The 13,172-nt window shown below is 34.5% G+C and carries 15 protein-coding genes; 6 read left to right on the top strand and 9 right to left on the bottom strand.

Features of this window, described 5'->3' with window-relative positions:
• Nucleotides 1–107: 107 nt before the first annotated feature.
• The 7 genes from recN to ACJJVP_RS13530 form a co-directional block, all read right to left on the bottom strand.
• Entirely contained in the window at nt 108–1,775 is a 1,668-nt protein-coding gene (recN, locus tag ACJJVP_RS13560; protein ID WP_405414355.1) for a DNA repair protein RecN, read from the bottom strand.
• 55 nt (nt 1,776–1,830) lie between these two features.
• A complete protein-coding gene (locus ACJJVP_RS13555) occupies nt 1,831–2,724 on the bottom strand; it encodes a DUF4835 family protein (protein ID WP_405416200.1) in 894 nt (297 codons plus the stop codon).
• The gene (gene coaBC, locus ACJJVP_RS13550; protein ID WP_405414354.1) at nt 2,717–3,922 is read right to left on the bottom strand and encodes a bifunctional phosphopantothenoylcysteine decarboxylase/phosphopantothenate--cysteine ligase CoaBC; all 1,206 of its coding nucleotides are present in this window, start codon (nt 3,920–3,922) and stop codon (nt 2,717–2,719) included. The genes ACJJVP_RS13555 and coaBC overlap by 8 nt, the downstream gene beginning before the upstream one ends.
• 5 nt (nt 3,923–3,927) lie before the next feature.
• Entirely contained in the window at nt 3,928–4,254 is a 327-nt protein-coding gene (locus tag ACJJVP_RS13545; RefSeq protein ID WP_036158283.1) for a DNA-directed RNA polymerase subunit omega, read from the bottom strand.
• 17 nt (nt 4,255–4,271) lie between these two features.
• The gene (locus ACJJVP_RS13540; RefSeq protein WP_405414353.1) at nt 4,272–5,099 is read right to left on the bottom strand and encodes an outer membrane protein assembly factor BamD; all 828 of its coding nucleotides are present in this window, start codon (nt 5,097–5,099) and stop codon (nt 4,272–4,274) included.
• Nucleotides 5,100–5,218: 119 nt separating this feature from the next.
• Nucleotides 5,219–6,109, bottom strand: a complete 891-nt coding sequence (gene dapA / locus ACJJVP_RS13535) for a 4-hydroxy-tetrahydrodipicolinate synthase (RefSeq protein ID WP_405414352.1) — start codon at nt 6,107–6,109, stop codon at nt 5,219–5,221.
• A 2-nt stretch (nt 6,110–6,111) separates the two neighbouring features.
• Nucleotides 6,112–6,645: a DUF6913 domain-containing protein gene (locus ACJJVP_RS13530; protein ID WP_405414351.1), complete on the bottom strand. Its 534-nt coding sequence runs from the start codon at nt 6,643–6,645 to the stop codon at nt 6,112–6,114.
• Between the two features lie 105 nt (nt 6,646–6,750).
• Here ACJJVP_RS13530 and ACJJVP_RS13525 point away from each other — a divergent pair, with 105 nt between their 5' ends.
• The 5 genes from ACJJVP_RS13525 (at nt 6,751) to ACJJVP_RS13505 (ending at nt 10,514) form a co-directional block, all read left to right on the top strand.
• Nucleotides 6,751–7,476 (top strand): 5'-nucleotidase C-terminal domain-containing protein, encoded by a 726-nt coding sequence (locus ACJJVP_RS13525; protein ID WP_405414349.1) that lies wholly within the window; start codon nt 6,751–6,753, stop codon nt 7,474–7,476.
• A 1-nt stretch (nt 7,477) separates the two neighbouring features.
• On the top strand, nt 7,478–8,383 hold the full coding sequence (locus tag ACJJVP_RS13520; RefSeq protein ID WP_405414347.1) for a bifunctional metallophosphatase/5'-nucleotidase: 906 nt from the start codon (nt 7,478–7,480) through the stop codon (nt 8,381–8,383).
• A 15-nt stretch (nt 8,384–8,398) separates the two neighbouring features.
• Nucleotides 8,399–8,848 (top strand): GNAT family N-acetyltransferase, encoded by a 450-nt coding sequence (locus tag ACJJVP_RS13515; protein ID WP_405414345.1) that lies wholly within the window; start codon nt 8,399–8,401, stop codon nt 8,846–8,848.
• Nucleotides 8,849–8,918: 70 nt separating this feature from the next.
• On the top strand, nt 8,919–9,767 hold the full coding sequence (gene blaOXA / locus ACJJVP_RS13510) for a class D beta-lactamase (protein WP_405414344.1): 849 nt from the start codon (nt 8,919–8,921) through the stop codon (nt 9,765–9,767).
• A 132-nt stretch (nt 9,768–9,899) separates the two neighbouring features.
• Nucleotides 9,900–10,514: a fumarylacetoacetate hydrolase family protein gene (locus ACJJVP_RS13505; protein ID WP_405414342.1), complete on the top strand. Its 615-nt coding sequence runs from the start codon at nt 9,900–9,902 to the stop codon at nt 10,512–10,514.
• Nucleotides 10,515–10,588: 74 nt separating this feature from the next.
• On the opposite strand, the gene ACJJVP_RS13500 is transcribed toward ACJJVP_RS13505, so the two are convergent.
• Both ACJJVP_RS13500 and ACJJVP_RS13495 read right to left on the bottom strand, forming a co-directional pair.
• On the bottom strand, nt 10,589–11,350 hold the full coding sequence (locus ACJJVP_RS13500) for a helix-turn-helix domain-containing protein (RefSeq protein ID WP_405414341.1): 762 nt from the start codon (nt 11,348–11,350) through the stop codon (nt 10,589–10,591).
• A gap of 51 nt (nt 11,351–11,401) precedes the next feature.
• Nucleotides 11,402–12,544 (bottom strand): MFS transporter, encoded by a 1,143-nt coding sequence (locus tag ACJJVP_RS13495; protein ID WP_405414340.1) that lies wholly within the window; start codon nt 12,542–12,544, stop codon nt 11,402–11,404.
• Nucleotides 12,545–12,742: 198 nt separating this feature from the next.
• Between ACJJVP_RS13495 and ACJJVP_RS13490 the strand changes: the two genes are divergently transcribed.
• Nucleotides 12,743–13,168 (top strand): hypothetical protein, encoded by a 426-nt coding sequence (locus ACJJVP_RS13490; RefSeq protein ID WP_405414338.1) that lies wholly within the window; start codon nt 12,743–12,745, stop codon nt 13,166–13,168.
• Nucleotides 13,169–13,172: the final 4 nt, after the last annotated feature.

Here is a 13,172-nt window from a genome sequence, read left to right as displayed (position 1 = left end):
TAGAGAATTGAAGTACTACTTAAAAACCCTAAAACAACAGTCTTAATGTAGTAGCATAAAATCTCAATCAGCACAAGACCAATCACATTTTTCAAAAATGTAATGTTTTATATACTTGAAGATGCACTTAAAAGTTCTTTTGCATGTGCCAATGCAGAATCAGAAAGATCTTTACCACTTAGCATATGAGCCAACTCTACCACTCTTTCATCATTGGTCAATTGCTTTAAATTGGTCATCGTACGTTCTTTACCTTCTGTTTTAAAGACTTTGAAATGGTTGTTTCCTTTTGATGCTACTTGTGGTAAATGCGTAATCGAAAACACCTGTAAATCCGTACTCATATCTTTCATAATATCTGCCATGCGGTCAGATATTTCCCCTGACACACCTGTGTCTATTTCATCGAACATAATCGTTGGCAACTTTTCATACTTGGCAAGTATGGATTTGATCACCAACATTATTCTAGACAATTCCCCACCAGATGCTACTTTCTTTAATTCGCCATAACTACCACCTCTATTGGCGGTAAATAAAAATGAAAGCTCATCTTTACCGGTAACCGTAAACGCCTCCGCAGCGCTTAATTTTATTTCGAACAATGCACTTGGCATACCTAACAGCCCCAAATCGGACTCCAATTTTTTCTTAAGTTGTGGAATTACCGAGTTTCTTTTTTCGCGTAACAGAACAGCCTTTGATTCCAAGACAACTTCCATCTCTTCTATTTCCTTTGTTCTAGCTGCAATTTTATCATCTAAATTGGCTGTTTCAAAAACTTTATCAGCAAGGTCGTTCTTAATGTTAATCAACTCAGCTATATCGCTGACATTATGCTTTTTCTGTAAATTATACAGCAGCTGTAATTTATTATTCACCTGTTCTAGCTGATCAGGGTTCGCCTCTACCCCTTCTTGAAGACGCTGCAATTCTGTACTCACATCATCTAGTTCTATCATTACAGATTTTACACGCTCAAACAAATCTTTGTAGCTAGACCCAAAATCTATCAGTTTTGAAAGTGATTGGCGCATTTCTGTTACTAAAGGTAAAACCCCTATTTGCTCATCATTGAACAATTGGTCTCCTTTAGATAACTGCTCCATAATCAACTCCACATTGTTCAGCTGTTCATATTCTTCTTCCAGCTCTTCAATAACCCCTACTTTTAACGGTGCTTTTTCTAACTCTTCCAGCAAAAACGTGTTGTAATCCTGTTCTTTGTTCGCTGTGCTTTGAAGTTCAATAAGTTTCTCTAATTCCTTCTGCGCTTTACGATAAGTTTTTAAATCTTTTCTATATGCCGTTAATCTTTTTTGATTGTTTGCCAGCGCATCTACTAATTTTAACTGAAAGTCATTTTCAGTAAGTTGCATAGTCTGATGCTGAGAATGAATATCTATTAGGTTTTCACCCAATGTAGATAAGACCCCTAAAGTTACTGGAGTATCGTTTACAAATGCTCTAGACTTACCACTTGGTAAAATCTCTCGCCTAATGACCGTACTGTCATCATAATCCAAATCATTTTCTTCAAAAAAACTCTGGAGTCCGTACGTATCTATCTTAAAAGTACCCTCAATAATACATTTCTGATCTTTAACCCGTAAAGAACTTAAATCTGCACGTTTACCTAACACCAAAGATAGTCCACCAAGTAAAATAGATTTACCGGCGCCAGTTTCACCGGTAATAACCGTGAAACCTCTATTGAAGTCTACTTCTAGACGATCAATTAATGCGTAATTAGAAATGGAAAGGGTTGAAAGCACACGTTAGAATTTTAGATTCACAAAGGTAATCTATAATTCCGTTTTGTAAAATGGTTCAATATTTAATATCGTTCCAAGTTGTAGCGTATAAAGGAGCTATTTTATTAAGGGTTTCTTTCAGCTTTACGATATCAACTTTTGGTCCGTCAGAGAAAATATTCTTTATCTCTTCTGATTTTGCATCAAAAAAAGTTGAAATTAAAAAGGCATTTGGCCTTCTATTGATCATGGTCTGAAAAAGATTCATTGTACCTGCGATTACTTGCTTACCAGTGCTGTTATTATCAGGCAATATATCTAGCCCTTTTCTGTGGTAGTTATACATAGCAATACGGTACTCTCTATAGGTATTCGATAAAAGATTATCAATTAATTCAAATCTACTTCTGTTAGAATCGGCTGACTGGCTCCATCCCGCAGAGTTACTACCTTGTGCCTGTGTAACAATATTCTGTGCTTTTCTATAAAACTCAGTTCCGCCTTCTAAAGAAAACGTATCGGCATCTAACCCTAATATTACATACACGTAATACGCCATGACACTAACCAAATTAGACTCGAACTGATTCTCATTGAAAATCATCGGCTGAAATTCTATGTATTGAAAATTGAACGCATTGTCCTTGTAATTAAAAACTGGTGTAGAATACGAAGTATTATAGACAGGTCTTGAAGACTGAATTTGAATATTACCACTAAAGCTATTGGATTCGTAAGAGGTGATAGTAATGAACATTTGCGCATTTACCCTTTCATTCTCTTTATACACTCTATTTGTCCATTTGGTCTTATTGACAAAATCATTCAGCGAACGCTCTAAAGTTTTAAAAACCTGCTGGTCTCCTTGAGTAAGCTGATCAGAATTGACCGTTACCGCACAAGTCAATTCTTGAGCATTTGATAAAAAACCAATAAAGATAAAAAGTAATAGAAATACCGCTTTACGCATATCGTCTTTTAATAATTTCATTGAAGATGTCCAATGCAACTTCTGCCTTGGTCTTTAATTCAAACGTAGTAATACTAGAATTGGTATCTATAAATGAAATTTTATTGGTAACGCCGCCAAAACCAGCGCCTTTATCTCGCATAGAATTCAACACGATGGCATCTAGGTTTTTACACTTTAGTTTACCTTTTGCATTTTCAATTTCGTTTTCGGTTTCTAGGGCGAAACCAACCAAGAACTGATGCTTTTTATGATCACCGAAGGTTTTTAAGATATCTTTATTCTTTACCAATTCAATAGTAAAGTTTTCTTCGGATTTTTTAATTTTCTGTTCTGCAATGGTTTTAGGTCTATAATCTGCAACCGCTGCTGCACAAATAACAATATCAGATGTTTCATAATGCATTTGAGCACTATGATACATATCGTCAGCGGATACCACATTGACTACGTGAATAAGATCATGAGTAACAGATAAGTTTGTTGGTCCGGTAATCAAATACACTTCGGCGCCAAGGTTTGCAGCTGTTTTAGCGAGCTCAAATCCCATTAATCCAGAAGAATGATTTCCTATAAAACGTACAGGATCAATAGCTTCGTAGGTTGGACCTGCAGTAATCAAAACTTTCTTTCCTGACAATGGTAATCCTTCCGAAAGCTGTTTCTTAATAAAACTTATGATATCCTCTGGTTCTGCCATTCTACCTTCACCATGTAAACCACTAGCAAGCTCGCCACTGGTTGCAGGTATTATTTTATTACCAAAAGAAGCAAGCGAATCTAAAGAACTTTTCGTACTTGGATGTTTATACATATCTAAATCCATAGCCGGAGCAACGAAAACCGGACATTTAGCCGATAAATAGGTAGCCATTAAAATATTGTCGCAATTACCTGTTGCCATTTTAGACATGGTATTTGCAGTAGCTGGCGCAATCAACATCAAGTCTGCCCAAAGTCCCATTTCTACATGATGATTCCAATCTACCGTATTCTCGTCTGTCTTAACAAAATCAAGGACTACGGGATTTTTAGCCAAAGTAGCAAGGGTAAGCGGGGTAACAAAAGAGCTGGCGCTATCGGTAAGTATGACCTTAACGTTAGCGCCAGCTTTTATAAATAAACGAACTAAGAATGTTGTTTTATAAGCAGCAATTCCTCCGGTAATTCCTAAAAGAACATTTTTGCCGTTCAACATATTTCTTAAGCGTCTTTTTCTGTATTTCTATGGTAGATTTTATCCATTAACCACTCTTCTACCGCCATTGCGTGTGGCTTCGGTAATTTTTCGTAAAATTTTGAAACTTCAATTTGTTCTTTATTTTCAAAGACTTCTTCTAAACTATCGCTATAAGTAGCAAACTCTTCTAACTTTTCTAAAAGCTCTTTTTTTATTTCAGAATTAATCTGAACAGCACGCTTTGCAGCAATTGAAATAGCCTCGTATATATTTTCTGTTGGCTCATCAAACTCATTACGGTTAATAGTTACCGTAGATACCGATGCCTTAGAGTTTTTTAAATCGTTCATATTCATTATTAAATTATTTATTTTGATTCAACGACCTGCGCTTGCATACGTTGTAATTCTTTATCAATTTTTTCAATTAAATCAGTAGCTTCCTTATCGAATTTGGATTCCGGAAACTGCTTTTTCATTGCAGCATGAGCAGACTTGGCTTTTTTCAAACGCTCCTCTTTTAGTTGCTCGAAACTATTTACAGCCATATGTGTAAGGGCTTCAACCTTAACAAACATTGCCTCTTCTCTAAACGGAGAACCAGGATTATCCGAAACAAAATTATCACTAGCAGCTACTGCAGATTTAAGCATATCATAATTGAACTCACCCAATTTGTTATACTGCTTTAATATCTCAAACGCTTTTTCCTCTTTTTTTGTTGTAAGCTCCTGCGCCATAGCATTGGCTTCCGCAAAATATTCTGAATCCGAATATGTGTTAATGAAATTTTGCAATTTCAACAACGCTTTCTCAGTATCGGTTTGATCTAAAGAATAATCTGGAGAAAGCTCATAATAACTCTTAGCGCTTAAAAAAGTAGCTTCAACCACTTTATCACTTTTAGGATATGATTTTACAAATCGCTCAAACTGATAGCCGGCCATGTTAAAATCTCCTCGCTGAAAATAACTATTTGACAAAAAGTACATTACACGTTCTCCTTGCGGTTTACCTACATATTTAGGAGCAATTTGCTCAAGCAACCTATTCGCTCTTCTAAAATCACCTTCTTCATAGAAAGCTTCAGCCATGTCGTATTTAGCTTTTATATCATCATGCTTAAGTACTTTTTGGTACTCACTACAAGATTGTAAAGCTATGGCAATCAATAGTATTGAAAAAACTCTCCTCATTTTAAAAAACATTTTGCAAAATTAGTGATTATCAATGGATTTAAAAAACATTTTAAACCAATAAAAATACAGGCTTTATATCATAAGAATGTCCTACCTAGTGAAGATTTAACGAATATTTATGCTGGAATGCGAATCAAAGATTCCATAAAAGAAACAATTCGATGCTTTAAAGTATCACTTGCTGAGATTAACGGTAGCCTTACAAATGGCTTAGCTAAACCTAAATACTCAAATATAACCTTAATACCTGCAGGGTTTCCCTCTTCAAATATCAACTTCATTCCTTCTTGCATTTGATAATGATGACTGTAGGCTACTTCGGTATTACCCTCTAAGCCTTCATTGACCATTTTCGAAAATTCTTTAGGTAGACCTTGACCAATAACAGAAATTACTCCATCTCCCCCGGCTACAATAGTGGGCAATGCCGTAATATCATCTCCCGATAGCACTAAAAATCCATCTGGTCTTTTAGATATCAATTCTTGTACTTGGGTCATATCGCCACATGCCTCTTTTACCGCTACAATATTTTCGAATTTCTTAGCTAAACGCACAACGGTTTCCGGCAACATATTACTACCCGTACGCCCCGGTACGTTATAAAGTATTATCGGTAACGGCGAAGCTTGGGATAGTGCTGCAAAATGCTGATAAATTCCTTCTTGTGTCGGTCTATTATAGTAAGGGGAAACGGATAAAATCGCGTCATATGCAGAAAGATCTGCCGATTTCAATTCTTCTACCAAAGCCATGGTATTATTACCACCTACACCAATTACCAAAGGCAATACACCTGCATTGACCTCTTCAACTGTGCGCATAACCAAAAGTTTCTCTGTCTTTGATAGTGTAACAGATTCTGCGGTAGTGCCTAAAACCACCAAGTAATCTATATTACCTGCAATATTAAAAGCCACAACTTTTTTAAGAGCCTCTACATCTACTGATCCATCTTCTTTAAAAGGCGTAATCAGCGCTACTCCTGCTCCCCGTAATTCTTTCATAATTAAATCTCTTTAAAAATGCCCAGGTACTTTTTCAATTCTTTCTTAAAAATCTGAAAGTCCTTTAAAGGCGTATCTAACATTAAATCATTGTATGTTGTTCCAATTTCTTTAAAACCTACTCTTATACGAGCCTTAGTTTTTAGAGACATTAAATTTAACAACAGACTATCTTCATCGTAATAATTAATTAATAGGTCATATTCTCGTCCTAAGAACTCAAGAGCATAACTGTTTTCTATTTCACCGTTCCAACCCAAATCTTTATCCGAAAAAACCGGAGTGGCATAAGGCGAGTTTTTATCATAAAAACGCTTATAACCAATTATTTTTACCGCATTAGGATGTAGCGACAACTCATCTTGAAACTGAAAAAATACTTCAGATTTCTCAAATTTATCTAAATCTACAATACAGCCTACAGAACGTATACCCTTACTCTCACGTGCCACAGCAACTGGCGATGCCACCAATTGTTTTAAAATTTTACGACCAGATTTCCGTTTAAACTTGTCCTTAATTCCTTTTAAAAACATGTATTTTTACATTTTGACAAATGTAAAAAATATCCCTGCAACTCTATGGCGAAGTTAAAACACTTTGGTAATTTAAAAATAAAACATTATGTTATATTTATAACAATGATAAATTTAACATCTTGCAAGAGCAAACCAGAACAATTAAAAGAACTGACTGGCAAGCAGATAGCCATTGATACTAGTTATACTTCTGTTGACAGTATCCAAAAATTTATTCAGCCATATCATGATCGAGTTGAAAATATTTTAGATAGTACTTTGGCATATGCACCCTATATCATTTCAAAAACTGACGGCACTCTAAATACTACAGCCGGCAATTTGATGGCTGATATTGTATTAAGCGAAACTAACCCTATCTATAAAAAACGTACTGGAAACCATATCGATATGGTACTTTTAAACCATGGCGGCATACGCTCTCTAATATCTCAAGGAGCAGTAACTTCTAGAACAGCTTATGAGGTTATGCCATTTGAAAATTCAGTTGTTGTTGTAGAATTAAAAGGGGAAACCATATTCAAAATGGTCGATTATCTTATAAAATCTAAACGTGCACACCCTATTGCCGGTGCACAATTGATTTTAAACAAAGATAACTCTATTAAGAAATTTACTATTGGGGGCAATTCTATAAAGGTCGATAAATCGTATTATGTAGCCACATCAGATTATTTAGTAACCGGTGGCGATAATATGAACTTTTTTAAAGAAGCCGTATCTAAAACGGAAACGGATTACAAAATACGAAATGCTATGATAGACTTCTTTTCTAAAGTTGACACACTAGCACCTAAGGTAGATTTAAGATATTATCAATTACAGTAATATGGAAAGAAGAAAATTTATAAAAAATACCGCAGCCTCCTCTAGTTTACTATCCATTGGTGGTCTATGTTTAAATTCATGTGCTTTACATACAAAAAAGCATATTACCATTTTACACACCAACGATGTGCACAGCCATGTAGATGCTTTCCCAAATGATCATGCAGATTTTCCCGGATTGGGTGGTTTGGCTCGCAGGGCTGGTTTGGTAGACAGTATCAGAAAAGAGAACCCGAATACTTTTTTATTCGATGCAGGAGACATTTTTCAAGGTACTCCTTATTTCAATTTCTATGGTGGTGAGTTAGAATTTAAATTGATGAGCATGCTAAATTATGATGCTACCACTATCGGAAATCATGATTTTGACAATGGTATAGGTGGTCTGCTAGCACAAATGCCAAATGCCAAATTTAATTTCATTAGTGCCAACTATGATTTTACCAATACTGTTCTAGACGGGTTTACCGAACCGTATAAAATATATGAGAAAGATGGAGTTAAAATTGGTGTATACGGATTAGGAATTCAACTAGCTGGTTTGGTTACCAAGCAATTATATAAAGAAACAGTTTTTCTTGACCCATACGAATTAGCAACAGATATAGAGATAAAACTCAAGGAAATAGAAAAATGTGATTTGGTCATTTGCCTATCTCATCTTGGATATGAATACAATAGCCAAAAACCAGATGATTTAAAGCTCGCGAGAAAAACAAAATATACGGATTTAATTATCGGCGGACACACACATACGTTTTTAGACAGACCAACTGTTGTCAACAATGCGGCAGAGCGAGATGTTCTAGTGAATCAAGTAGGCTGTTTCGGTATCAATCTTGGTCGTATCGATTTCTATTTTGATAACATGGGTACCACAGCAAATGGATACACAATTAAAGTCTAAAATATAGACCATATTATGCTATACTTTAAACGTTATTCAAACGATAATCAAGATTTCAAAGAATTAGTAGCTTTACTTGATGCCGATTTGGCATTGCGAGATGGTAGTGAAAATACTTTCTACGCACAATTTAACGGTATTGAGCAGTTAAAAAATTGTGTTGTCTTTTATGCTAATGAAATCTGTGTTGCTTGTGGGGCTTTCAAAGAGTTCAACAAAGATTCAGTTGAAATAAAACGCATGTATGTACAACCAGATTACCGCGGAAAAGGAATTGCTTCTAAAGTATTAGTAGTATTAGAAGAATGGGCAAAAGAATTGAATTATAGCCATACCGTTTTAGAAACCGGATTACGCCAACCAGAAGCCATAGCACTCTATAAAAAGAACAACTATCAAGTTACAGAAAACTACCCTCCGTACGAGAAGATGGAAAATAGTGTTTGTTTTCGGAAGGAGTTGTAGATTTTAAAAATAATTATACAATATCATAATCTAGATTCTACCCTACAACCCTATTTTAACCTATACCTTTATGTTATTGAAATTCCATTATATAGTTTTACTTATTTTATATATTAGTTCATGCAAAGAACAACATAAGAGACACATTGACAAACAACAAAATACTATTAACAATAAAATAGTAAAGCCAAAATTTCAAATTATAATCAATTCTGCGAATGTTAAGGGTGCTATACTTATATATGATTTAAAGAATGATATTTACTACTCTAATGATTTTGAATGGGCAAACGAAGGAAAATTACCAGCATCTACTTTTAAAATTGCAAACTCCATTATAGGACTTGAAACGGGAGTCATTGAAAGTGACAGCACCATTTTTAAATGGAACGGTGAAGACAGATGGTTAGATATATGGGAACAGGATCTACCTTTAAAAGATGCCTTTCAATACTCATGCGTGCCATGTTATCAAGAGGTAGCCTCAAAAATAAACCCTGAAAGAATGAACGCCTATGTAGAAAAACTACATTATGGTGACTTACATATAGACGCGTTAAACATTCAAAACTTTTGGTTGGAAGGTACATCGCGTATCAACCAAATGCAACAGATCGATTTCTTAAAAAGGTTCTATGGCAACAAACTTCCTATTTCAAAAAGAACAAAAGATATTGTTCAAAAAATCATGATTATCGATACGGAAAAGAACTATACACTCAACGGTAAAACCGGATTATCCATCCGTAGCGAAAAATACAATGGTTGGTTTGTAGGCTATGTTGAAGCAACAGACAATACCTACTTCTTCGCTACTAATATAGAGCCTTTATCTTCTGATATTAATATGAATGAATTTAGTAAAAAAAGAAAATCCGTTACCTTATCAGCCCTTAAAACGATGGATTTATTAAAATAAAGTAAAACAATACCTCAGCTTAATCCTAAAACAAAACACAGGGATAATGTGATTTCAATACATTCACTATAGCAGGGTTGTAATAATCATTAATTTAGTACCACAAATAATTTCACATTAAGATTATAAGCAATGAAAATAATAGGTATAGGAAAGAATTATGTAGTCGATAAATCTGAAATAGACGGATTAAAAAATGATGTTCAACTTATTTTTACAAAACCAGATTCATCTTTGGTTACCGATAGCAAAGATGTCGTTTTCCCATCAATTACCGGTCAGTTAATTTATGAAGTAGAACTAGTGGTTAAGATTGGAAAAACCGCAAAGAATGTTTCTATTGAAGAGGCAAATTCATACATTTCTGAAATAGGTATTGGTATTGATTATACCGCAAAAGATGTACTTACTGCTAGTAGAGAGAAAAAAGGACCTTGGGCTTTGGCAAAAGGTTTTGATGGCGCCTCTCCTATTGCTGGTTTTAAGCCTGTTGCCGATTTTCCAGAATTAGACAACATTAATTTTGACTTAGTTATTAACGGTGAAAAGAAACAGGTTGGTAATACTGGATATATCATCTATAACTTTGCTGAAATCATCAGCTTTGTTTCTACATTTATGACATTGAATCCTGGTGATATGATATTCACAGGAACCCCTGCTATAGGTGCAGGTGAAACATTTAAAGGAGATCACTTACAAGCTTCTATAGAAGGAGAGTTATTATTGGATTTCAAAATGATTTAATACGCTATACACATCATCTAAAAGAATCGAGGTTTGATTAATCTCGATTCTTTTTTGTTTTTACCCTTTTACCCTTAAGACGCTTCTTGAGATTTAAATACCGTTGGGCTAACACCTACATTTTTCTTAAAAAAACGGGAAAAGCTACTGATGGATTCAAATCCTAATTCAAACGCCAATTCCTTTGTAGTAATTTCACTTTTTATAAGCTTTCGTTTTGCCTCGGTAACTTGTCGCTGCTGGATAATCTGCTTAGCGGTCAAGTTCAATTTTTCTTGTAAAATTTGGTTTAAGCGTTTTGTACTAATTCCCAATTCATTGGCATAATAATCTGAATTTGTTTCTTTTAAAAAGTTAACTTCCATTAATTCCAAAAACTGAAATACTCTTTTCTGGTGAATATCTTGAGGTAATAACTCATCGTTCTGAAATCTTATTAAATGTAATAATAGCACCTTTAACAAAGTTTTCAGCATTATGTAAGATACTGTATCGCTATAGTATTCATCTTTCAGTAATTCAATAATCTTACTTATTTGATTTACTTCTTTTGCATCTTGAATATGATACTGCGGAAACTTGTTGAATAACGACATTACATCTAAAGCATACTCTATATCATCTTCGTCAATTAAATCACGTTCAAAATTGATTAATACACCCTGAGTGCTAAAAAGAGTACTCTCTGAAAACACCTCGTTCAATGGTTTAAAATGAACAACCAAGGTTTCATCTGAATCATATTCAAAATATATACCCATGGAATTATCAGATAGCAATTCTGTATTCGATTCAAAATTTACAGTGATCTTTATTTTGGTCTTCCAGCTATTCAAATTCTTTTGCTTTCATAGTAGACTATAAAAGTAAAAAGAATTCAAGCAATATTAGTCGCTGCTTGCTTTTTGAAATTGATAATACATTACTATCGCAATTACTAGTGCCAAAGCAGCTGCCACTCCGTAGATCGCCATATAATTTTTAGAAATATATTCTATAAAGGTTGACAAGAATTGTCCGCCAAAGACCGCCATTGAAAACAACCCTAAATTTTTTCCCTGGTTTTGACTATTACTCACTTCTATGGTCATATGGTTTAGCAGTGGAATGGTAAACCCAAATCCTATTCCAATACAAATAGCTGTCAATATTAGGAAAGGCACACTTGTAGCCAAAGCGAGAACGATATAGCCTAACATAAAAAAAACAAACCCCAAAGTAACCGTCTTTCCATCTCCTAATAATTTAACCATTCTAGGCATTTGACTAGCCGTAACAATAGCAATAACAGAAATGAACGCCATAAGGTATCCTGTTTCAGATTCGCTAAAACCAAAATTTGTTGGCAGATATAATGGTAGGGTTACAAAACCAATGAAAAATAGCATCATAGCCAGTAAGGACGAGGATACAATTATTCGTGTTTTAAGTTTTTCACTTGTAGTAACCTCAGCAAAAGTTTCTTCTTCTCTAACGGATTCTTCAATTTTCGGTAAGGTTTTAAAAACCAATAAAAGACATACTAACGCTATGAGATAGATATAAAAGGGATATTGCCAGAACATCTCACCTAAAATCCCTCCTATTGCCAAAAAAACTACGCCACCTAACTCTATAGCCATTCCTTGCCAAGCAATCATTTTCATACGCGCTTCACCTTCATATTGTGCTGCTATGTATGCGGTGACCGAAACTTGAATCGCAACCGTTGCCGCACCTAGTAGAAAACGATCTAAAATTAAAAGGTATTGATTGTCTATAAAAGCGCCTATTAACCCCAAAACGGCATATGGAACTAGTCCAAGAGCGAGCAATTTAAGCGGACTCATCTTATTCAACAACCAACCTATTAAAGGAGCAAAAACCACAACACCTAATGACGGTAACGTAATTAACCAACTAGGCGAAAAACCCAAATCTTTATGTTGTATAATTCCTGATAATGATGGCGCAATTACGGTACCTACCATTATCGTTAAACTGCTCACTAACAGTAGTGTAAATATTCCGAAGTTTGATATTTTTTTCATACTGCAAAGTTCAAGTTAATTCACTTGAAGTACTTTGCCAATTCTCTAAAATGGTAGTCCAAAATGGAAATTTTCAACTACAACTACAACTACAACTGAATTTTAACATTAAAAAAGGTTAAACAGATAACTTTATGTACTATTTTTCCTATTTTAGAGTTGTTATTTCTTATTACAAACCTATTTAAACTCCCACCAATGAAAAAATCAATTAACCTGTTACTCTTAATTGTTATTGCTACTTTTCAATTTTCATGTTCTAGTGATGATGATAACGAGTCAAGCTTAAACCCAAAAAGTTTTACCTCTTGTGATTTAGGGGATTTTTCTACTACAAGCACTAAAGTTTGTTTCAATGGTACAGACTTTGCATTACCTAATGAAACAATTACATTCGCTACGGAGTTTAATGCTCGTGTTGCAACTATCACATGGACTATTGAATCTGGAAGTATAGAAATTATTAATATTGAAGAAAGTGCAACTGATTCTACTTTAAAATCTATTGCTACCATTAAATTTAATTCAGATTTTAATGGAGATGCTGCTTTTAAAGTGAAAGCTAAAGACTCTAAAGGAAGCGCGGAGTTTACTCACATAGTATCATTGGAAGAAACAAATTAGTAAC

This window comes from Maribacter sp. Asnod1-A12, assembly GCF_045063735.1.
In the GTDB taxonomy this organism is placed as follows: domain Bacteria; phylum Bacteroidota; class Bacteroidia; order Flavobacteriales; family Flavobacteriaceae; genus Maribacter.
The sequence above is the reverse complement of the archived record's forward strand: the minus strand, read 5'-3'. Positions and strand labels throughout refer to the sequence as shown.

Coding starts and splice junctions, on each gene's coding strand:
- ACJJVP_RS13555 (WP_405416200.1), bottom strand. CDS start 2,724: ATGCGTAAAGCGGTATTTCTATTACTTTTTATCTTTATTGGTTTTTTA.
- coaBC (WP_405414354.1), bottom strand. CDS start 3,922: ATGTTGAACGGCAAAAATGTTCTTTTAGGAATTACCGGAGGAATTGCT.
- ACJJVP_RS13545 (WP_036158283.1), bottom strand. CDS start 4,254: ATGAACGATTTAAAAAACTCTAAGGCATCGGTATCTACGGTAACTATT.
- ACJJVP_RS13540 (WP_405414353.1), bottom strand. CDS start 5,099: ATGAGGAGAGTTTTTTCAATACTATTGATTGCCATAGCTTTACAATCT.
- dapA (WP_405414352.1), bottom strand. CDS start 6,109: ATGAAAGAATTACGGGGAGCAGGAGTAGCGCTGATTACGCCTTTTAAA.
- ACJJVP_RS13530 (WP_405414351.1), bottom strand. CDS start 6,645: ATGTTTTTAAAAGGAATTAAGGACAAGTTTAAACGGAAATCTGGTCGT.
- ACJJVP_RS13525 (WP_405414349.1), top strand. CDS start 6,751: ATGATAAATTTAACATCTTGCAAGAGCAAACCAGAACAATTAAAAGAA.
- ACJJVP_RS13520 (WP_405414347.1), top strand. CDS start 7,478: ATGGAAAGAAGAAAATTTATAAAAAATACCGCAGCCTCCTCTAGTTTA.
- ACJJVP_RS13515 (WP_405414345.1), top strand. CDS start 8,399: ATGCTATACTTTAAACGTTATTCAAACGATAATCAAGATTTCAAAGAA.
- blaOXA (WP_405414344.1), top strand. CDS start 8,919: ATGTTATTGAAATTCCATTATATAGTTTTACTTATTTTATATATTAGT.
- ACJJVP_RS13505 (WP_405414342.1), top strand. CDS start 9,900: ATGAAAATAATAGGTATAGGAAAGAATTATGTAGTCGATAAATCTGAA.
- ACJJVP_RS13495 (WP_405414340.1), bottom strand. CDS start 12,544: ATGAAAAAAATATCAAACTTCGGAATATTTACACTACTGTTAGTGAGC.
- ACJJVP_RS13490 (WP_405414338.1), top strand. CDS start 12,743: ATGAAAAAATCAATTAACCTGTTACTCTTAATTGTTATTGCTACTTTT.